Below are 21295 nucleotides of genomic sequence, written 5' to 3' on the forward strand. Positions count from 1 at the left end.
GATTTGAAAATACTTACAATTAATGTGGCAATGGGGATAAGTTGGTATCCATAATACAAACCATCTATCCTTAATTGATAGCATAGACGAAGAGAATCATGAACATATATAAAAATGGAGAATATTCCTTCTCCAATAACGACATTCGACAGGATTTTGAGTTGCTGATACGGGCAATGGATGCCTCCATATCCGGGATTATCATTACCAATAATTTAGAACCAGACAACCCGATTATCTATTGCAACCTTGCCTTCGAAAAAATAAGCGGTTACACACGCGCTGAAATTATTGGACATAACTGCAGGTTTTTACAACGGGAAGATCGTTCACAACAAGAAAGGGCATTAATTCGTGAAGCCGTTTCCAAAGGTAAAAGCTGTACAGTAGAAATTCGCAATTACAGAAAAAACGGAGATCTTTTTTGGAATGAGCTTTTTATCTCGCCGGTGGTGGATCATGATGGAAATGTTACCCATTATATTGGTGTTCAGAACGATGTTTCCTTAAGGAAAAAGGCTGAACAGGATTTAAGGCAGCAACAGGAATCGATGGAAAGACAGATCGCCGAACGTACGCGCAGCCTGCGTGAAAGTGAACTTTTCCTCTCCAGCATTATCCAAACGGTTCGCGAAAGCCTGCTGGTTTTAGATCCTGAATTTAATGTGGTAAGCGCCAACGATTACTTTATTAAAACCTTCAAAGTTACTAAAGAAGAAACTGTAGGTACCAATTTATATAAACTGGGTAATCACCAATGGGATATTCCTAAATTGAAGGAATTGCTTATTGATATCCTTCCGACTAATAATCCAGTAGAGGATTTTGAAGTTGAGCATGATTTTCCACACATTGGCCGCAAGCTGATGTTGCTCAATGCTTACCGGATTGAACTGGAAGGGCAATTTAAGGATCAGATTTTATTGGCGATAGAGGACATCACAGAGAAAAGAGAAATTGAACGACGTAAAGATGATTTCCTGTCAATTGCAAGTCATGAACTGAAAACCCCGTTAACAACCATTAAAGGATATGTTCAGGCCATGGAAAGGCTAATGCCGGAAGGTGCCGGAGAAAGGTTCCGGAATATGCTGGCCAAAACCTCACAATACCTGGATCGCCTGAATAATCTTATTGCGGAATTGCTGGACGTTTCCAGGATCCAGACGGGGAATATCGAATTGCATAAGCAGCCTTTCCAATTTGATAAGATGGTGAAAGAAGCGGTAGAAGCGATACAGTCAGCAGCTAGTAACCACGAAATTCAAATTACAGGAACTTCCGGCATTACAGTTTCTGCAGACGAATCCCATATTGTACAAGTACTGAATAATCTTTTATCAAATGCCATCAAGTATGCACCTGATGCTGAAAAAGTGCATGTCCACATTTCAAAAGTGAGTGAATTTGTTAAAGTATCCGTAACCGATAAAGGGATGGGCATCAGTCCGGAAGACCAGAAGAGAATTTTTGAGCGCTTTTTCAGGGCTGGCGATATTCAGCAACGTTTTCCGGGTATGGGTATCGGACTTTATATCTGCGAGCAGATTATCAAAAACCATAATGGTACACTTTGGGTTGAAAGTGAGAAGGGTAAGGGATCTACCTTTAGTTTTACTTTACCAATTAATACAACAAATGAGCATGGAAATGAGTGAGAATAAAACAATTTTAATTTGTGACGATGATGAAGGAATCCTGGATATGCTGGAAATGGTATTTGAAGATTCACCATACACGATAATTGCCGAACAAAATAGCTTAAATATAAAAGGAATTATTGAAAAACAATCGCCGGATTTGGTCGTGCTGGATTTATGGATGCCGGTTTTGTCTGGTGATCAGGTACTTAAGATGCTGCGCAAAAATCCGAAAACTGAAGAGATTCCGGTTATTATTATATCAGCCAGCAGAGAAGGAAAGCAGATTGCTGCCAATGCTGGTGCAACAGGTTATATTTCCAAACCCTTTGATTTTGAAGAATTGATGACGATGGTAAACCGTCTGATTAATTAATAATGAGGTAAATATCTACCTGAAAAATCTATTCAGAAGTATAAATAGGAAAAGAAATGGAAGGGGCTACGCCAGAAGAAAATGACCAGGCTAAATATTTGGAGAACGAGGAAAGGTTCAGGAATATCTTTTTGCTAACTTCAGCGGCTACAAAAATCATTGATGAAAATCTGGTGATTGTAGAAGTAAATGATGCCCTGACCGAACTGATGGGCTACACCAGGGAAGAGATTTGTGGTAAAAAAATTCTTGAATTTGCGTATAAGCCTTATATCCAGTCATGGGAAAACCTGCAGCATGAAATGTGGTCGCACGGTAAGCCCTTTTTTAAACTGGACGCCTGCCTGAAAAAAAAGAACGGCGATCTGGTTTGGGTGCATGTCACCACCATCCAATATCATCAGGGAAATAAAAAATATGCCTATTCTATTCTGGATGATTATACTTTCATGAAAAGTTATCAGCAAAGTGAAAAGCGCCTGAATATGTCCCTGCAGTACTCCCGGATGGCTGTTCTTGAATTAAATATGGAAGATGGTCAGCTGGTGCATTCTGAAGGTTTTAATGAAATTTTTGGTATTCACCCAAGTGTACCTATTCTGGATATGGTCATGCTGATCAACTGCTTTATGGAAGAATCAGCACTTGAGTTGAGCAATTTATTTAGACAAATGCCTGATGAAAATGCCATTGATTTTGTTGGCCAGGTGAACACGGCATCATCACGGATGAAGTGGATTCGGTTGCAGGGACGGATAGAGCCTGATGAAAATCATACTAAAAGACTTTTAGGAACCGTTCAGGATATCAGCAGGGAAAAACAGGCAGATCAGTATAAAGATGATTTTATCAGCATTGCCAGTCATGAACTTCGCACACCCATTACCATTCTGAGTGGAACACTGCAATTACTTGATCGCAACAAGCCTGACGGTGATTCAAAATTATCAGCCCTGATCGAGCAAGCCAATAAAAGCCTCAGGAAAGTAACGATTCTGATTGAAGATCTGCTAAATGCCAGCAAAATGAACGAAGGTCAGCTACACTTAAATAAGCAGATTTTTAATATTGTGGAGGCAGTTAACGAATGTTGTGCGCACATCAATCGTGAAGGCATTTATCAGATTATGGTTGAAGGAGATCTTGAAACAGCTATTTACGGAGACTCCGACAGGATTCAGCAGGTAATTATTAATTTCGTTAACAACGCGATCAAATATGCACCCAACGAGAAAATTATCCGGATCAGGGCTATAGATCAAGAAGATGCGGTAAGAATTTCAGTTATTGATTCCGGACCGGGGATTGATCAGGAAAAAGCAGCACATCTCTTTGACCGGTATTATCGGGTAGACGCAAAAGGAAGCCAATATTCAGGTCTGGGTTTAGGCCTTTATATTTCAGCACAAATTATTAAAAAACACGGTGGTGAAATAGGCGTTTCAAACAATAACGGTGCTGGAAGTGAGTTTTGGTTTGTTCTCCCCAAAACCGTTATACCATAAAAGGGATCATGTGTATAACAGAAAGTCCTGAAAACATTCATATGGCTTTATACGTTGTTTAGCTTAGTTTTAAATTTTAAAATAATATTGATAGAAAAATATGCTTCTGAATAAAACGATTCCTGCTGCCTATATTTTAAGAAAAATAAAACTCGAAGTGCTTTATGTCCTGATTATTGGCCTGCTGGTGAACTATCTCACTGCTGAATTTAAATACCTGATTCCCCAGATGCCCATTGCTATACCAACATTTATAGGTACGGCGATTTCAGTAATCCTTTCTTTCAAAATTAACCAGTCATACGACAGGTGGTGGGAAGCCAGAAAAGTATGGGGCAGCATTGTGAACGATAGCCGCAGCTTTGTATTGCAGCTCCAGTCGTTTATATCCAAATCAAAAAGTAACGAAATAAAAGAACTGGCATACAGGCATATTGCCTGGTGTTTTAGTTTAGGGCAAAGTTTAAGAGGCAACGATGCGCTTGAAAATCTGGATCGCTATATCAGCCAGAAAGACATTGATTCCATTAAGCAGCATAATAATAAACCGCTTGCTTTATTGCAGTTAAACACACTACAAATAGCAGCTTTGAGAGAAAGCGGTAATCTTGAATTGTTTAGTCATATACAGATTAACAATACATTGGTTAATTTTTCTAATTCGATGGGAATGGCTGAGCGGATAAAAACAACCGTTTTCCCAAAAACATATCGCTTATTTCTACATTTTTTCATCTATATCTTCGTGGTTACGCTTTCTATAGCCTTAAATAATATAGACAGTTTTTTCGAAATTCCTTTATTATTGGTGATATCATCGGCGTTTTTTCTGCTGGAAAAGTCTGCAACCCATCTTCAGGAACCATTTAACAATAAACCCACAGATACCGCTGTTACCACAATTGCCACCACCATAGAGATCAATATCAAGCAATTGCTGGAAGAAGATCATGTTCCTGAGCCGTTAGCACCACATGGTTATTACGCCATGTAGTGGAAATTGCCGATGATCAGGATATGGCATGCATATCCTATAATATACTAAGGATTCATCACCATAAAATCAGCCTGTTTCCATGAAGAAAATCGAGTACCGTTATTTTACAAACGTTATGACTACGTTTGTAAAATAAATAAGTATATTTGGTCTGTCTGAATAATTGCATCACCGTCAGGTTAACTACCTGTTGCGCAATTTCAATTTAGGTTAACCAAATATATTAATATGAAATTAGCATTCTTACAGATTGTTATGCAATCACCGGCTTCAAATGATGGCCAATTCCAATCCGAATACAATCCGGAAAAAATAATTCTTTTTTCTTTCCAGCCATACCGGATAAATCCCTCCATATCGTAATGCTCAACTACCATTAAGCCAGCATCAGCCGGAACAGAAAAGGATTGCCTAATTCAACTTAAACCTTGTTGAGGATGCAATGTCTTGAATTTCAGGCCGAAATCGCCATTAAGATCCCTTCAGAATAGAAATTCTAATCATTAATTTATATAAACCAAACAACTACTTTATGAAAGTCTTTATTTACGAAAGGACGTTTTTTAAATTGATTTTAACCGTTGTAATGACTTTTATTTCATTTGTTGCGTTCGCACAGATTGCTGTAAAAGGAAAAGTTTTAGATGAAAAGGGCTTGGGAATGCCTGATGTGAATGTGCTTTTGAAAGGTACAACTACTGTTGTCAAAACAGATGCAACAGGTAATTATAAAATTACGGTACCAAATGCTCAATCAACACTTGTTTTTTCTTATTTAAGTTATGTTACACAACAAATTGTGGTGAACCAGCGTACCACTATTAATGTTTCTTTAGCTGCCCAGGATAATACATTGGATCAGGTGGTTGTAGTGGGCTACGGTGCTCAAAAAAGAGCAACAATTACCGGTGCAGTAAGTGATATTAAATCTGATGCCCTGATGCGCACACCTGCGATAACTACCTCTGGTGCATTGGTTGGTAAAATTCAAGGGGTAAATACCCGTCAAACCGATGCCAGACCTGGTGGTACCACTAATTTACAGATCAGGAACCTGGGTTCGCCGCTTTATGTAATTGACGGCGTACCGTCAGATGCCGGACAGTTTAATAATCTCGGTCAAAATGATATTGAAAGTATTTCAATCCTAAAAGATGCATCAGCAGCTATTTACGGCCTTCGTGCTGCGAACGGCGTGGTATTGGTTACTACTAAAAAAGGAAGATCAAATCAACCCACTACCATTAGCGTATCTTCATATTACGGACTTCAGAATTTCACCCGAATGCCAAAGCCAGCCAATGCAGGCGATTACGTACGGGCCCTGGCAGAGTCTGATCAAAACCTGAACAGGACGTCTATCTGGACGCGCGAATTGCTTAATAAATGGCAGGCAGGAACTGAACCTGGCTTTCAAAGTTTTGACTATTATGACTTTATTATCCGGCCGAATGTTCCACAGCGATACCTTTCTGCCAATGCATCAGGCGGATCAAACAATACTAACTTTTTTATATCTGCCACGCACCTTAATCAGGAGGCTGTTATCAAAGATTTTAGTTTTAACCGTACCAATGTCCAGGCCAATTTAGACGCCGGTTTAGCCAAGGGATTGAAGATAGGAACGCAATTGGCTGCGAGACTGGAACGCCGCCACCAAACCGGTGTACCGGGTTATGATGATTATTTTAATCCATTACTCAGCCTGTATACCAATTGGCCTACGGAGCGGCCTTATGCAAATGATAACCCGAATTACATTAATGCCACACACAATATCAATGTAAACCCGGCAACTTATGCAGAAGATGTTTCTGGCTATGCTGATAGCGACTGGAGGGCTTTGAAATCCAACTTTTATGCGCAGTATAGTTTTCCGTTTGGTTTGATAGCCAAAGCCACATATTCTTACAACTATACTACGAATGTTGGAGAGAACTTTGAGTATACTTATAATGCCTACACTTATGATCCGGCTACAAACACCTATAATATTAATGGTGGCAATCAAAATCCATTCAGGAGAAAAGAGCGTAGAGAAATCGAAGAAAATTTCGGTCAGTTTCAGTTAAACTACGCAAAATCGTTCGGTGAACATTCATTTGATGTGGTCGCCGCCTATGAGCGCTACGATTCTACCGATGATTACATAGAACTGATCAGTAATCCACCTAATAATACGGTGCCTTTGATGTATTTTGCAGATCAGACTGCTTTAGGAAATACTTATGGCGTTTCGGCCAGGGCAGGTTATATCGCCCGTATCAATTATAACTATAAACAAAAGTATTTATTGGAGGCGCTGGGCCGGTATGACGGATCATTTCTATTCAGAAAAGACAGCAGATTTGGATTTTTCCCCGGCGTATCTGCAGGCTGGATCATTTCAAAGGAAAAATTTTTCAACCGAATCAAATTTGTAGATAACCTTAAACTTCGGGTTTCTTATGGTCAGACCGGTACAGACCGTCAACCTTACGGCAATACTGATGATCCGTTGATTGCACCATTCAGCTATTTGCAGGGTTATGATTATGCCAATGGTGGAGCCGTGTTTAACGGTTCACTGGTAACCGGTGTTTCACCAAGGGGATTGCCCATTACAAATTTATCCTGGATCACCAGTATATCTAAAAATATCGGGATCGATTTTGCTTTATTCAATAATAAATTAACAGGTTCATTTGATTTTTTTGAACGTAAGAGAACCGGACTTCCGGCTCCGCGATATGATATTTTACTGCCTAGCGAGGTAGGTTATGCTTTGCCAAACGATAACCTGAATTCAGACGCTAACCGTGGGATGGAAGGTATCCTGACGTACCGCAGTAAAATCAGGGAAGTAGAATATTCTATCGGTGTAAATGCCACACTTTCACGCTTGCGCACCCTCGATTATTATAAACCACGGTTCGGAAATTCCTGGGATGAATACCGGAACAGTGGTGTTGACCGATGGGCTGACGTTAATTTTGGTTATCATGTACTTGGTCGTTTCCATTCGCAGGATGAGATTGATAATTATGCGATCAATAACGACGGACAGGGAAACCGCACTTTATTGCCTGGTGACCTTAAATTTGAAGATACCAACGGCGATGGTATTATCAATTATATGGATCAGCGCCCGATTGGCTATGCACAAGGTGGTTTGCCCTATTTAAATGTAGGTATTAACGGAAGTGTAACCTGGAAAGGGATTACCCTGCAGTTTGATTTTGCAGGTGCCAGCATGCAGACTTTTCAGCGCGAATATGAATTGCAGATTCCGTTTCAGAACAATGGAAATTCACCAGCCTATCTGTTGAATGACCGCTGGCACCGTGCCGATCCATTTAATCCTAACAGTGAATGGATTTCAGGTACTTATCCCGCCTTAAGAAAAGATAACCCAGGCTTATCAAACTTTGCCTACCGCAATGATTTCTGGATCACCAATGTTCGGTATCTCCGTTTAAAAAACTTATTAGTAGGCTATTCGCTACCCAAAAAATGGATAGAAAGCATTGGGTTTAAAAATGTATTTGTTTATGCGAATGGAACCAACATCTTCTCTTTAGACAATTTGAAGGAATTTGAAATTGACCCGGAGATTTCTTCAACTAACGGAGTCATATACCCTCAGCAACGCTTGTTTAATTTCGGTTTTAACCTAACACTTTAAAATTTTGCAATGAAAAATATTAACATTTATATCGGCTTAATCATTTGTACCATCACATTTAACGCCTGCAAGAAAGATTTCCTGGAACGTGAACCACAGAGTATAGTGGTTGAAGATCAGGTTTATGGTGACCCAAAATTGATTGAAGGCGTGTTAGCCAATTTGTATAATCGCATTCCAACCGATGCTTCCTTAACCAATCGCTGGACCGAACATACGGCATATGATGATGCAGTATGGTCTGGAAGCGGAAATGCCGGGGATGAATACCGGAATAATATCATTTCATATCCGGTAGACAGATGGAGACTTTGGGATTATGGCTTTATCAGGGATGTAAACCTCGGCATTGAAGGCGTACAAAAAAGCACCAAATTAACAGCCCAGCAGAAAGCCCAGTTTAATGCCGAATTTCGCTTCCTTCGTGCGTATGATTATTTTGAGATGGTAAAAAGAATGGGCGGTGTACCCTTGGTCACTACCCCTCTGGTTTATGATTATAGTGGAGATGCCACCAATTTGCAGTTGCCACGAAGTAAAGAAGTAGATGTATATGATTTTATCGCTACTGAACTTGATGCCATTGTAAATCATATTGAAAATAATGGCAGCACCTCTCGCGCAAATAAATATGCCGTATTGGCCTTGAAATGCAGAGCGATGTTATATGCAGGTTCCCTGGCCAAATACAATAATCTGATGGCCAGTCCGATTACGCTGCCAGGCGGTGAGGTGGGGATTCCGGCACAACGCGCTGCTGATTTTTACAATAAAGCACTCGATGCTGCAAAGCAGGTAATAGCAGGGCCGTATTCCTTGTACAAATCGAATGCGGCAAATTTAGGTGAGAATTTTTATGAAGCACTTACCAAGAAAACCGGTAATCCGGAACTGATTTTAATCCAGGATTTTTTACAGTCTAAAGGATTTAAACATGGTTTCAGTTATGATAACATTGCCCGCTCATTAAGGGAAGATAACCTGGCTTCATCTGCAATTGCACCAACTTTAAATCTGGTAGAGAAGTACGAGTACCTGGATGGTACTGCCGGAAACCTGAAAACCCGGAACGCAGATAATAGCGATTATGTTTATTATACCAATACCCAGGATATTTTCGCGAATAAAGATGCCCGCTTATACGGAACCATCATTTATCCCGGAACAAGTTTCCGCAATACGCCGGTGAACATCCAGGCCGGAGTGGCATTGTGGAATGGAACTAGCTATCAGATTATTGAAGGAGATTTAGGTGCCAGGTATACGGATGGGAAACTCCTTACCGGCCTGGATGGACCTCAACGTTCTGCGCTTGACTTATCGAATACAGGCTTTTACCTGCGTAAATTTATAGACAATACGCCATTAGCCAGTACCCGTACGAGGGGTACGGATATTGCCTGGATCAGGTTCAGGTTAGGGGAGGTATACCTGAATGCCGCTGAAGCTGCTTTTGAACTTGGCCAAACGGCAAGCGCTTTAAGCTATATGAATACCTTGCGTGAAAGAGCTGGATTTGGCGCTAACAGTTTAAGCACGCTAACCATCGATCGCATTCGCAATGAGCGCAGGGTAGAATTGGCCTTTGAAGACCACCGTGTTTGGGATCTTGCCCGCTGGCGAATTGCAGATCAGGTATGGAATGGCAGTACAAATAGTCCTGATGCCATGCTTTATGCTTTGTACCCGTACCGGGTAGTACGTCCGGGTGATGCTGCCCGCCATGATAAATACATTTTTATTAAGCAGGTTGCACCACGCTTTAAAGCACCACGCTTTTATCAGATTGGAAATTACTATTCATCCATTGAACAAGCTGTACTTAATAATAACCCTAAAATTATTCGTAATCCATTTCATTAATCAACTACCATGAAAAAGATAAGTTATATCGTATTATTCTGCCTGATGGCATTTTTCTCCTGCAAAAAGGATAACTATGATGCGCCAACATCCAGACTAACAGGTCGTATCCTTTACCAGAATCAAACTGTCGGCGTTCGTTCTGATGGTGTTCAGCTTGAGCTCTGGCAGCATGGCTATTCACTTTTTACTAAAATTCCGGTTTTTGTAGCGCAGGATGGAACGTTTTCTGCGACATTGTTTGATGGTGATTATAAGCTGGTACGCTTGCGCGGAAATGGGCCGTGGTTGGATAATCCTGATTCAATTGCGGTTAAAGTAAGTGGAAATACCCAGGTTGATGTTCCGGTTGTGCCTCATTTTACTTTTGGTAATGTGTCTTTTAACAAATCAGGCAATACCGTTAGCGCAACATTTACAGTGCAGCAAGTTACACCCACAAGCGTACTGGAACGTGTTAACCTGTATCTGGGTACCACCATGATTGTTGATAATACGCGGCAGGATGCCAGTGCAGAAAAACTGGCCGCAGATATAGTAATCGGACAGTCAGGTACAATTACAGTGAACATCCCGGCGGCACTTGCATCCAGAAACTTTATGTATGCAAGACTGGCGGTAAAAACAAATGGGGTAGGTGAAGCTTTATTTTCTGCTCCGCAACGAATTGAGTTTAAATAAAGCTAACATATAACCTGCTAGCAAAAAGAAGCTGCAACAGGATTAATTCAGCTTAAATTGGTGATCCTGAGTCTGTCGGAATACCCTTAAGAGTATTTTTCACAAGTCCTTCGACAGACTTAGGATCACATTTTAAATGACATAAATTTTGTCATCAATACCGGAGAATCTTTTATGAGGTAGATTACAGCCAGGAAAATAATTGAAATCAATAGTCCTTAGTCCAGGGATAACTAAGATCCAGGCTGAACAATTTTAAATGTGCTGGCATCAGCGTTGGAAGCCACTTTAATCGCATTTTTTGACCGTACATCCAGTCGTTTAATCAAAAAGATGAGTTCGATGCTTGCTATAAAAATCAGTAAATAACCATATGTTTCCAATGATTCTTCAGATATGTTTTTTACATCCCGCATGTAGCCGTTTTCCATGGCTGCCATCCAGAATATTCTTCTACCATACAATCTTGAAAAGATATAGGTAGTCAAAACGCCTGATATCATGATGCCGAAAGCAAATAATGAGGTGTATACTTTCAGGTTATCCATTAGTTTTTTACGCCTGATGATGGCAAAATAAATGGGGAAAGGCAGAGACAGGATGACAATGGTTTGCCATGCGCCATCAAAATAATGCAGATCCAGGTAAGCATCCTGTTCGCGCACCAGCGAAATAAAGAGGAATTCAGCTATTAATAAGAGCAACGGCCTCCAGTTTTTATAAATCACAATGCCATAGGTTAGGATGATACCGGAAAAGAGGAGCAATATACTTTGTAATGCTTCCACAGCAGATGCTTCAGAAAATTTCATTCCCTGTTGTTCCCTCGTCACCTGCCACATCAGAAACTGTGCGACACCAACTATGGCGATTCCATAAATGATGAATTTTATGAACATCGTGATCAAACCAGAAAAACTTAATGTTTCAGATTTGAATTGATTTTTAGAATTATACGGAATGTGAATATCGGGCTGACTGATCATGATAAAAATTTGAATCAAAATTCTTTAAAAACTGATCCACCATCAAGGTCAATATGTAGTGGAAACTGGCCTTTTTGTATGAAAATGCTGTAGCTTTTAAAATATATTTTGATGTGGAAGACGGTTTTCCATTCGGTAAACCGAGGGTGATATTCCGGTATTTTTCTTAAAATACTTTCCAAAAAAGGAAGCATTAGCAAAATTCAATGCCTCTGCAACACTGGATATGTTGTGTGAATAATTGTTCAGCAAGATTTTCGCTTCACCAATTACGATCTCATCAATCAGTTCTCCCGCAGTTTTTCCTGTTACAGATTTGACCACCTGCGACAAATGTCTTGGGGTGATGAATAATTTACCCGCATAAAAGATTACCAGCCTCTCTTTTTTAAAATGTAAGGAAAGCAGATTGAGAAACTTAGTTGTCATTTCAGACTTACTATCTCTTTTTGGCAGCTCAAAATGCTCCCGGTTATTAAAGTTTAGCAATAAATCGTAAAGAATTTCAATAAAACTATTTCTGATAATGTCATTTCTATAGGGCATATCAGCAGCAATTTTTAACTTCTTTTCCAGCGCGATTACATCATGATACAGGTCTTGGTATTCTTCGCGCTTTAAAGAAAATTTATGAATAGCCTTACTTTGAAATATGGTATAATGCTGCGCTGCAGTGAGAAAAATGCCCGATTTAGACAGGTAATCTTTATTAAATGTGATCTTGATAAAGGAGAAGTCTGTATGATCCGTCACTTCATATACAGTATCAGGAAAAACAAAAAATACATCCTTCTCTTTTAATGTTTCATTTATAAAGTTGGTTTTAATATGAATACGTCCTTTTACGACCAGTATAAACGCAAAGGACAAGGCTCTGAAAGGTTGGTTATTACAAATGCCTTTAGAAAGCTGATCAATTCTGGAAACTTCCAATCCCTCACCATCATCTGGCTTGTAAATTAACCCTATTTTTTGAGGGATATTATGATTTGAAGTTCTTTGCATGAAGGGGTTGGTTGTTAATATAGCCTTAACCTGTTATTCAAAAAGCACATATCTTATCTTGATAATTTAGCCTGAACTATTTTCTTAAAAGTTGCCTGGAATATCTGATTTTTTTGACCTCAGCAAATGTAATATTCTACCTCATTTTTTGATTTATTTATTTAAAAAATGACTATCCGCTGATTAGAATTCAATCTTTTGATTAATAATATTTTTAATCAATTCACTGATAAACAGAGAATTGATTGTTTGTGATCGGCAATAAACTCATTTTTAACTGTTTTACTTTTTTGCATTAAAAGTCAGTAAGTCGAAAAGTCAATTCATCTGAATGTCACATTTTGCACATCCCACATTTTGACCAATAATTCCCACATTTCAACCTTTTTTCAGGTGTTAATCTGGATTAAAATTGCGTTATCAAATTGTTTCGAAATGATGTCTTCTGTTGAACATTAAATTCAGCAGTCAGTTCGTACAATCTATTAGAATAAGGTTTTCCAGAATACGTGAACAAAGCAATCATTACCACATAGCATGCGCAAAAAATTAAGAGATAGGATCGACGCATTTAAAGATGCTACCCTGATTAAAGAACAAGGGTTATATCCATATTTTAGGTCTATAGAATCCGCACAGGATACAGAGGTCATTATCAACGGGAAAAAGGTATTGATGTTTGGTTCAAACTCGTATTTAGGTTTAACCAATCATCCTAAAATTAAAGAAGCGGCCAAACGTGCCATTGATAAATATGGAACCGGATGCGCTGGTTCGAGATTTCTTAACGGCTCGCTTGATATTCATATCCAGCTGGAGAACAAACTGGCCGAATACGTATCTAAAGAAGCCGCCGTATTGTTCAGCACTGGTTTTCAGGTGAATTTAGGTGTGATTTCCTGCCTGCTGGAGCGGAATGATTACCTTATCCTGGATGAATATGACCATGCTTCTATTATTGACGGCAGCAGACTCTCTTTTTCAAGAACGATCAAATATGCCCATAATGATATGGATGATTTGCGGAGGAAACTTAGCAGGCTGCCGGAAGATGCGGCCAAACTAATCGTTTCTGATGGTATTTTCAGTATGGAGGGCGATCTGGTTAACCTGCCCGAACTCGTGAAAATTGCTGATGAGTTTGGTGCCAATGTGATGATGGATGATGCCCATAGTTTAGGCGTGATCGGTTTTAACGGGTCTGGTACAGCCTCCCACTTTAATCTGAGTGATGGTGTTGATCTGATTATGGGGACTTTCAGTAAATCACTGGCCTCATTGGGCGGTTTTATCGCAGGTGATGCACAAACCATTGAATACATTAAGCACCGTGCGCGCTCGCTGATGTTCAGCGCCAGCATGCCACCAGCTGCAGTAGCCAGTGTGATCGCTGCCCTGGATATCATAGAATCTGAACCGGAACGCATTGATAAGCTATGGGACAATACCAATTATGCAAAAAAATTACTGATGGAATCTGGCTTTGATATCGGCCACAGCAATAGTCCAATCCTGCCGATTTATATCAGGGACAATACCAAAACTTTTATGATCACCAATATCCTGCAGGAAAACGGTGTATTCGTAAACCCGGTGGTTTCTCCTGCAGTACCTTCTGATTCTTCTCTTATCAGGTTTTCACTGATGGCAACACACAGTTTCGAACAGATCGAAACCGCAGTTGAAAAAATCGAAGCTGCATTTAAGGCCGTAAACATTGAATTAGATGGTGTAAAATTATGAAAAAGGTCATCGAAGTTTCCACTAAAAAGCAACTGGCATCATTTATAGATTTCCCACATGATCTGTATGTGAATGATGTAAATTATGTTCCGGAACTGTTTATCGCACAACGTGATCTGCTTACACTAGGTAAACATCCTTTTTACGAGCATTCTCAAATTCAGCTGTTCCTGGCTTATGAAGATGACAGGATAGTGGGTAGGATAGCCGCCATCAATAATACCAGTCACAATAAAGTTTATGGTGGCAAGGATGGTTTTTTTGGGTTTTTTGATTGTATTAATGATCAGGAAGTAGCGGCTTTATTAGTCAGTGCTGCTGAAAAATGGTTAACGGAAAAGGGGTTAACCAAAGTTTTAGGACCAACGAATTTCTCTACCAATGAAACCTGTGGCTTACTAATAGAAGGTTTTGATGGGCCGCCGGTGGCCATGATGCCCTATAATGCCGCTTATTACCTGACGCTCTTAGCGGAGGTTGGCTTTATCAAACATGTGGATTTACGGGCATACCGCTATACCACAGGAAATTACAATGACCGTTCAGTTGGTTTAATCGATAAGATTGAGGAGCGCCTGAAACGTAATGACATTACCATCCGTAAAATCAATATGAAAAACTTCAACAGCGAGCGTGAGGCCTTGCGTGAAGTATACAATAAAGCCTGGGATAAGAATTTAGGTTTTGTACCCATGACCGATAAGGAATTTGATTATACCGCTAACGACCTGAAATTAATTCTTGATCCCGATTTCTGTGTAATGGCCGAGCAAAATGGCCAGATTGTAGGATTTGCATTAGCCATTCCTGACATCAACCAGATCCTGAGAAAAATTAAACGTGGACGCTTGTTTCCAACGGGTTTAATTAAACTCCTCACCGGGAAAAAGAAGATTGATGGCATCAGGATTTTATTACTGGGTGTAGTGGATGGCTATCGCAAAATGGGCATTGAGGCCTGTTTGTATGGGCACATTATTAAAAGTTTTTCAGCAAAAAACATGAAATATGCGGAGGCCAGCTGGACCCTTGATCATAATGAATTGATTAATAAGCCTATTGAAGCGATTGGCGGAAAGCTGTATCGCAAATACAGGATTCTGGAAAAAACAATATGAAAAAGCGGGTATTGATTACGGGTGCAACAGGCTTTGTAGGTTATCATTTAATTGAAGCGGCCCTGGCAGATCATCTGGAAGTTTACATTAACGTTCGGAAATCAAGTGTAGTGTCACATCTTAAAGAATTTGATATCAATTACGTAGAACTGGATTTTGAATCAATATACCAGTTAAGACAGAACATCGATGAATATAAATATGATTATATCATTCATGCAGCCGCCACAACCAAGGCAAAAAACCGGGAACACTATTTTCATATCAACGCCACATATACCAGGAACCTGGCTGTAGCTTCCTCCTTATCTACACATAAAATTGAAAAATTTGTGTTTTTAAGTAGCCTGGCTGCCCGCGGCCCCATCACCAATGATCAGCAAAACCGCGCCAATCCGGTAACCAATTACGGCAGGAGTAAAGCACTTGCCGAAACGTACCTGAATCAGATCCTGGGGTTGCCCTTAATTGTTTTCAGGCCTACTGCGGTATATGGCCCACGTGAAAAAGATATTTTCATCCTCATCAAAGGAATTAATTCAGGTTTTGAACTGCATGCAGGTGCACAGGAACAGCAACTGAGTTTTATTTACGTCACTGATTTAGCAAAGGTGATGATTAAATCACTGTTTTCTGAGTTAACCGATAAAACATACCACATCTCTGACGGGCAGGTCTACAGCAAATTTTCGCTTGCCGCTTACGTACGCAAGGCTTTAAATAAAAGGCCATTTGTACTTAAAGTGCCTATGCCGGTTATTAAAGGGCTTGCCTGGACACTGGAAAAGACCCTGGGCTTTTTTGACCAGGTGCCTGCACTCAACATGGATAAAATTAATGAAATCACCGCCCTGAACTGGACCTGTAATATAGATCAGATACAAAAAGACCTTGGCTTCGTACCCCATTACCAGCTCGAAAGCGGGCTGAATGAAACCATTGCCTGGTACAAGGAAAATAAATGGTTATAAATTAAAAGCTTAAATAAAAATAGAATGAAAGAAGATGTAAAATCAGCTGATGGCAAGCTTGGCATATTAATGCCAGGGCTCGGTGCAGTTGCAACCACCATGATTGCGGGGGTAGCGGCCATTAAGAAGGGCTTGTCTAAACCAATTGGTTCTTTAACCCAAATGGGAACCATCAGAATTGGTAAAAGAACGGAAAAAAAAGAACCAAAAATTAAAGATTTTGTGCCTTTGGCCAATCTCGAAAACCTGGTTTTCGGTGGCTGGGACGTATATGAGGATAATGTTTATGAAGCGGCACTAAATGCAAGGGTTTTAGATGCAAACCTGTTGCGTGATGTTCGTGAAGAATTGCAGGCCATCAAGCCAATGCGTGCCGCATTCGATCATAACTATGTGAAAAATTTAACAGGTACTTATGTTAAAGACGCTGCAACCAGATATGAACTGGCCCAGGAAGTGATGCAAGACATCAAAAACTTTAAGGCCACCAATAACTGTGACCGGATTGTTCTGGTATGGTGCGGATCTACTGAAATTTATTTTGAACCATCTGCTGTTCATGAATCGCTTGCTGCATTTGAGCAAGGATTGATCGATAATGATCCGTTAATTGCGCCTAGTATGATTTATGCTTATGCTGCACTGAAATTGGGTATCCCTTTCGCAAATGGAGCACCCAACTTAACCGTAGATATCCCGGCATTAATTGAACTGGCTAAAGAAACCCATACACCGATTGCGGGTAAGGATTTTAAAACCGGTCAGACTTTAATGAAAACCATTCTGGCACCGGGTTTAGCCGCACGTTCATTAGGGGTAAACGGTTGGTTCTCTGATAACATTTTAGGTAACCGCGATGGTTTGGTACTGGATGATCCGGATAACTTTAAAACCAAAGAAGTTTCTAAACTGGGCGTACTGGAAGATATTTTCAAACCAGAGGTTAATCCGGATTTATATGGTGATATGTACCACAAAATCAGAATCAATTACTATCCGCCCCATGGCGATAACAAAGAGAGCTGGGACAATATTGACATTTTCGGCTGGTTAGGTTACAAAATGCAGATTAAGATTAACTTTTTATGTCGTGATTCTATCCTGGCTGCACCAATTGTACTGGATTTGGCTTTATTTATCGATCTGGCGAAGAGGGCAAATATGTCTGGCGTTCAGGAATGGCTATCATTCTACCTGAAATCACCTCAAACCATTCCAGGTGTACCGGCAGAAAATGACATTTTCAAACAGTTAATGAAACTGCAGAATACCTTGCGCTACATCATGGGTGAAGACTTAATTACGCACCTGGGGCAGGATTATGAAGAAGAAGTTATAGAAACGGTATAGTGCTTATTCATAAAATGATATCAACCAGCCTGGGAATCGGGTACATTGGGAAGGGTGCCGGCACCTATGCGGCCATAGCCACTTGCCTTTGCTGGTACTTTTTCCAGGCTGGTTACCAATACCCTGGACTTAATGCCATCCTGATCACGATATTGATCACACTTCAGGGCATTCGAAGTGCGGATGTGGTAGAAGAAGTTTGGGGCAAAGACCATCAGCGCGTGGTGATAGATGAAGTGGCGGGAATGTGCATTACTTTACTCTGTGTTCCGGTAAGATGGGAATATACGCTTTTAGGATTAGTTCTCTTTCGCTTTTTTGATATCCTGAAGCCCTTGTATATCAGAAAGATGGAAGAACTGCCTGGTGGTTTGGGCGTAATGGCTGATGATGTACTTGCCGGTGTTTATGCCAATGTGATCCTGCAGCTGGTGATCATTTTTAAAATACTATAAGTGATGCTCCGGTTTTTTAAAGCCCAGGCTTCATCGCTAATGGCCTCTGCAGCAGATTTTTTAGTTACCCTGGCTGCAGTAAAGCTTTTTGGTTTATGGTACCTGGCCGGAAGTATTACCGGAACCCTTACTGGTGGTGTGATCAATTTCTACATCAATAGAAACTGGGTATTTCAGGCACATGCCAAAGCATTAAGGTGGCAGGTAGTCAAATATATCATCGTATGGACAGGGAATTTAGCATTGCTTACCTCAGGCGTTTATCTGCTTACACATTTTTATCACCTCAATTACATGCTCTCTAAATTGCTCGTATCAGTTACGGTTGGTATCAGCTACAATTATATCATGCAAAAACAGTTTATTTTTTCTGTTAAATGAAACGTCAGTTTAGTATTCCATTCTTTATCTGCTTATTTTCAATATTAAATATATTGGGTATAGTAAATGTTCTTGCGCAATCTACTACGGTTTCGGGGACTGTTCGTGATGCCGGTACCAAAGAAACTTTACCTTATGTATCAGTTTTTTTTAAAGATACCAAAATCGGCACACAAACCGATCTCAATGGAAATTTCACCATCAGTTCCAATCTGCCACAATCTGCCTTGAGTTTTAATTATGTAGGTTACAGTATATTAACTAAAAATATAACACCTTCCCTCAATCAGACCATTAATGTGGTTTTATCGCCCAGTGCCAATTCGCTGGATGAGGTAATGGTTGTGGGCGGGAAAAAAGTAAGGTATCGCAATAAAGATAATCCAGCGGTTGAATTGATCCGCCAGGTGATTGCACATAAGGATGAAAACAGAATTAAAAGTTATCAAACTGTAGCTTACCAGCAATATGAGAAAATGCTGTTCTCGGTTAGCAATGTTTCAGAGAAGTTTAAGAACAAGAAAATGTTCCGCAATTACCAGTTCTTATTTCAGGAACAGGATTCCACTTTGATAGGCGGTAAAAACCTGTTACCGATCTACATCCAGGAAAGTTTATCTGACCAATACCTGAGTAAAGATCCGCAGAAATCAAAAACAGTGGTGAAAGCACAGAAACAGGTGGAGTTTGATAACCGCTACATTGACAATAAAGGGATGAAAACCTACTTTGACCGGATGTATCAGGACATTGATATCTATCAGAATAATATCTCTGTGATGAGCAACGATTTTTTGAGTCCGATTGCAAATGGTTCCCCCAATTTTTACAAGTTCTTTATTACCGATACATTAAAGAACCAGAAGCCGCAAATGATTGAGCTATCCTTTACACCAAGAAATACAGGCGACATGCTGTTTGAGGGCAAGCTTTACGTAACCAATGATGGTCATTATGCCATTACAGGTGCAACGTTAGGGGTAAATAAAAATATCAACCTGAATTTTGTCAGGGCAATGAAAATCGACTTAAACTTCGAACCAAATGCCTTAGGAAAATATAACCTCTCTAAAAGTAATTTGCTGTCTGATTTTGGACTGGGAAAAGGCAAGGGCATAGGTTTTACAGGTGAGCGCACGGTTACCTATAAAAATTATCAGTTTGACACCACCTTACCAGATACGATCTTTCAGGGAAAAAATAAAGTCGTTCTGGCTGATGCGGCGAAAAAGAATGATTTATACTGGAAGCAAAACAGGCTGGATACCATATCTGCCAGCCAGTTAAAAATTTATAAGAATATTGACACGCTTCAAAACCTGCCATCGTTTAAGCGTACCATGAAAATTGTCACGCTGCTTTTTGCAGGATACCAGAACCTGGGGCCTTATGAAATCGGACCGGTAAATACCTTTTACAGTTTTAATAATGTTGAAGGGCTTCGCTTGCGTTTAGGCGGAAGAACCACTCCTGAATTAAGTAAACGATACTATTTCGAAAATTATGCGGCTTATGGGTTTAAGGATGAAAAATGGAAATTCTTTCTTTCCGGTACCTATTCCATCAATAATAAATCCATTTATGAGTTTCCACAACATTACATCAGGGCCAGTTTTCAGAGAGACACCAAAATTCCCGGCCAGGAACTTCAGTTTGTACAGGAAGATAACTTTTTGCTATCCTTTAAACGGGGTGTAAATGACATGTTGCTTTACAACGATTTTTACCGGGTAGATTATGTGAAAGAGTTTGAAAATCATTTTTCTTACACTTTAGGACTGAAGAAATGGAGTCAGACACCTGCCGGCGGATTGTTTTATCAAAATGACGCAAACCAACTCGTTAATCGCTTAACCACCAGCGAAGTATCGGTACAACTGCGTTATGCACCCAATGAGAAATTTTACCAGGGAAAGATCTACCGAATCCCCATCGCAGACCGTTATCCGGTTTTCAATTTAAGGTATACTGCAGGTTTAAAAGGTGTGCTGGGGGGCGAATATAATTACCATAACATGATGGGCAGTATTGATAAAAGATTTTACCTTTCTCAGCTGGGCTATAGTGATGTTACTTTTGAAGGCGGCTACATTGCCGGAAAAGTTCCTTTTCCACTATTGGATATTCACCGTGCCAATCAAACCTATGCTTACCAGCTCAATTCATATAACCTGATGAACTTCCTGGAGTTTGTCAGCGATCATTACGTGAGCATAAATATCGATCACAATTTCAATGGCTTTTTCTTTAATAAGATCCCTTTACTTAAAAAATTAAAATTAAGGGAAGTGTTTTCATTTAAAGCTTTGTATGGTGGTTTACGTGATGAAAATAATCCGGCTTTAACTCCGGGATTATATCGTTTGCCTGATTATGAAGATGGCTCTAAACGTACCTATGCCCTTGGCCATGATCCTTATATGGAAGGCAGCGTAGGGGTAGGGAATATCTTTAAATTACTACGGGTTGATCTGGTCAAGCGATTCAATTACCTTAATCATCCGGAGGTATCAGAATGGGGCATCAGGGCAAGGGTAAAATTCGATTTCTAAAAATTGAT

The 21295-nt window shown here is 40.0% G+C and carries 16 protein-coding genes; 14 read left to right on the forward strand and 2 right to left on the reverse strand.

Features of this window, described 5'->3' with window-relative positions:
* The first annotated feature begins 98 nt into the window (after positions 1 to 98).
* The 7 genes from OQ267_RS18055 to OQ267_RS18085 all read left to right on the forward strand — a co-directional run bounded on the left by OQ267_RS18055 (position 99) and on the right by OQ267_RS18085 (position 10726).
* The gene (locus tag OQ267_RS18055; protein WP_265837317.1) at positions 99 to 1658 is read left to right on the forward strand and encodes an ATP-binding protein; all 1560 of its coding nucleotides are present in this window, start codon (positions 99 to 101) and stop codon (positions 1656 to 1658) included.
* The gene (locus tag OQ267_RS18060) at positions 1651 to 2016 is read left to right on the forward strand and encodes a response regulator (protein WP_088301836.1); all 366 of its coding nucleotides are present in this window, start codon (positions 1651 to 1653) and stop codon (positions 2014 to 2016) included. The genes OQ267_RS18055 and OQ267_RS18060 overlap by 8 nt, the downstream gene beginning before the upstream one ends.
* A 56-nt stretch (positions 2017 to 2072) precedes the next feature.
* Positions 2073 to 3521, forward strand: a complete 1449-nt coding sequence (locus tag OQ267_RS18065; RefSeq protein ID WP_265837318.1) for a PAS domain-containing sensor histidine kinase — start codon at positions 2073 to 2075, stop codon at positions 3519 to 3521.
* Between the two features lie 100 nt (positions 3522 to 3621).
* Entirely contained in the window at positions 3622 to 4515 is an 894-nt protein-coding gene (locus tag OQ267_RS18070; RefSeq protein WP_088301781.1) for a bestrophin family protein, read from the forward strand.
* A 535-nt stretch (positions 4516 to 5050) separates the two neighbouring features.
* A complete protein-coding gene (locus OQ267_RS18075) occupies positions 5051 to 8182 on the forward strand; it encodes a SusC/RagA family TonB-linked outer membrane protein (protein WP_265837319.1) in 3132 nt (1043 codons plus the stop codon).
* Positions 8183 to 8191: 9 nt separating this feature from the next.
* The gene (locus OQ267_RS18080) at positions 8192 to 10045 is read left to right on the forward strand and encodes a RagB/SusD family nutrient uptake outer membrane protein (protein WP_265837320.1); all 1854 of its coding nucleotides are present in this window, start codon (positions 8192 to 8194) and stop codon (positions 10043 to 10045) included.
* 9 nt (positions 10046 to 10054) lie between these two features.
* Positions 10055 to 10726 carry a DUF3823 domain-containing protein gene (locus OQ267_RS18085; protein ID WP_265837321.1) on the forward strand — a complete coding sequence of 224 codons (672 nt, stop codon included), beginning with the start codon at positions 10055 to 10057 and terminating at the stop codon, positions 10724 to 10726.
* Between the two features lie 233 nt (positions 10727 to 10959).
* On the opposite strand, the gene OQ267_RS18090 is transcribed toward OQ267_RS18085, so the two are convergent.
* A complete protein-coding gene (locus tag OQ267_RS18090) occupies positions 10960 to 11712 on the reverse strand; it encodes a hypothetical protein (protein WP_265837322.1) in 753 nt (250 codons plus the stop codon).
* A 96-nt stretch (positions 11713 to 11808) separates the two neighbouring features.
* Positions 11809 to 12717 carry an AraC family transcriptional regulator gene (locus OQ267_RS18095; protein ID WP_265817928.1) on the reverse strand — a complete coding sequence of 303 codons (909 nt, stop codon included), beginning with the start codon at positions 12715 to 12717 and terminating at the stop codon, positions 11809 to 11811.
* A 537-nt stretch (positions 12718 to 13254) separates the two neighbouring features.
* Here OQ267_RS18095 and spt point away from each other — a divergent pair.
* The 7 genes from spt to OQ267_RS18130 are packed head-to-tail and all read left to right on the forward strand — an operon-like array spanning position 13255 to position 21287.
* Positions 13255 to 14460, forward strand: coding sequence for a serine palmitoyltransferase (gene spt, locus OQ267_RS18100; RefSeq protein ID WP_088301775.1), 1206 nt, complete (start codon positions 13255 to 13257; stop codon positions 14458 to 14460).
* Complete coding sequence (locus OQ267_RS18105; RefSeq protein WP_265837323.1) at positions 14457 to 15578, forward strand: hypothetical protein; 1122 nt, start codon at positions 14457 to 14459, stop codon at positions 15576 to 15578. Before spt ends, OQ267_RS18105 begins: the two co-directional genes overlap by 4 nt.
* A complete protein-coding gene (locus tag OQ267_RS18110; RefSeq protein WP_265837325.1) occupies positions 15575 to 16549 on the forward strand; it encodes an NAD-dependent epimerase/dehydratase family protein in 975 nt (324 codons plus the stop codon). Before OQ267_RS18105 ends, OQ267_RS18110 begins: the two co-directional genes overlap by 4 nt.
* A 24-nt stretch (positions 16550 to 16573) precedes the next feature.
* Entirely contained in the window at positions 16574 to 17899 is a 1326-nt protein-coding gene (locus OQ267_RS18115) for an inositol-3-phosphate synthase (RefSeq protein WP_088301772.1), read from the forward strand.
* 14 nt (positions 17900 to 17913) lie between these two features.
* The gene (locus OQ267_RS18120; protein ID WP_265837326.1) at positions 17914 to 18354 is read left to right on the forward strand and encodes a phosphatidylglycerophosphatase A; all 441 of its coding nucleotides are present in this window, start codon (positions 17914 to 17916) and stop codon (positions 18352 to 18354) included.
* 3 nt (positions 18355 to 18357) lie between these two features.
* Positions 18358 to 18735, forward strand: coding sequence for a GtrA family protein (locus tag OQ267_RS18125; protein ID WP_265837327.1), 378 nt, complete (start codon positions 18358 to 18360; stop codon positions 18733 to 18735).
* A complete protein-coding gene (locus OQ267_RS18130; RefSeq protein ID WP_265837329.1) occupies positions 18732 to 21287 on the forward strand; it encodes a DUF5686 and carboxypeptidase-like regulatory domain-containing protein in 2556 nt (851 codons plus the stop codon). The genes OQ267_RS18125 and OQ267_RS18130 overlap by 4 nt, the downstream gene beginning before the upstream one ends.
* Positions 21288 to 21295: the final 8 nt, after the last annotated feature.

It is taken from the genome of Pedobacter sp. MR22-3 (assembly GCF_026240075.1).
In the GTDB taxonomy this organism is placed as follows: Bacteria; Bacteroidota; Bacteroidia; order Sphingobacteriales; family Sphingobacteriaceae; genus Pedobacter.

What these genes read in the sequence shown, in the direction of transcription:
- OQ267_RS18110 (WP_265837325.1), top strand. Translation starts at nt 15,575, where the DNA reads ATGAAAAAGCGGGTATTGATTACGGGTGCAACAGGCTTTGTAGGTTAT.
- OQ267_RS18090 (WP_265837322.1), bottom strand. Translation starts at nt 11,712, where the DNA reads ATGATCAGTCAGCCCGATATTCACATTCCGTATAATTCTAAAAATCAA.
- OQ267_RS18075 (WP_265837319.1), top strand. Translation starts at nt 5,051, where the DNA reads ATGAAAGTCTTTATTTACGAAAGGACGTTTTTTAAATTGATTTTAACC.
- OQ267_RS18070 (WP_088301781.1), top strand. Translation starts at nt 3,622, where the DNA reads ATGCTTCTGAATAAAACGATTCCTGCTGCCTATATTTTAAGAAAAATA.
- OQ267_RS18120 (WP_265837326.1), top strand. Translation starts at nt 17,914, where the DNA reads ATGATATCAACCAGCCTGGGAATCGGGTACATTGGGAAGGGTGCCGGC.
- OQ267_RS18080 (WP_265837320.1), top strand. Translation starts at nt 8,192, where the DNA reads ATGAAAAATATTAACATTTATATCGGCTTAATCATTTGTACCATCACA.
- OQ267_RS18130 (WP_265837329.1), top strand. Translation starts at nt 18,732, where the DNA reads ATGAAACGTCAGTTTAGTATTCCATTCTTTATCTGCTTATTTTCAATA.
- OQ267_RS18060 (WP_088301836.1), top strand. Translation starts at nt 1,651, where the DNA reads ATGAGTGAGAATAAAACAATTTTAATTTGTGACGATGATGAAGGAATC.
- OQ267_RS18125 (WP_265837327.1), top strand. Translation starts at nt 18,358, where the DNA reads ATGCTCCGGTTTTTTAAAGCCCAGGCTTCATCGCTAATGGCCTCTGCA.
- OQ267_RS18095 (WP_265817928.1), bottom strand. Translation starts at nt 12,717, where the DNA reads ATGCAAAGAACTTCAAATCATAATATCCCTCAAAAAATAGGGTTAATT.
- OQ267_RS18115 (WP_088301772.1), top strand. Translation starts at nt 16,574, where the DNA reads ATGAAAGAAGATGTAAAATCAGCTGATGGCAAGCTTGGCATATTAATG.
- OQ267_RS18105 (WP_265837323.1), top strand. Translation starts at nt 14,457, where the DNA reads ATGAAAAAGGTCATCGAAGTTTCCACTAAAAAGCAACTGGCATCATTT.
- OQ267_RS18065 (WP_265837318.1), top strand. Translation starts at nt 2,073, where the DNA reads ATGGAAGGGGCTACGCCAGAAGAAAATGACCAGGCTAAATATTTGGAG.
- spt (WP_088301775.1), top strand. Translation starts at nt 13,255, where the DNA reads ATGCGCAAAAAATTAAGAGATAGGATCGACGCATTTAAAGATGCTACC.
- OQ267_RS18055 (WP_265837317.1), top strand. Translation starts at nt 99, where the DNA reads ATGAACATATATAAAAATGGAGAATATTCCTTCTCCAATAACGACATT.
- OQ267_RS18085 (WP_265837321.1), top strand. Translation starts at nt 10,055, where the DNA reads ATGAAAAAGATAAGTTATATCGTATTATTCTGCCTGATGGCATTTTTC.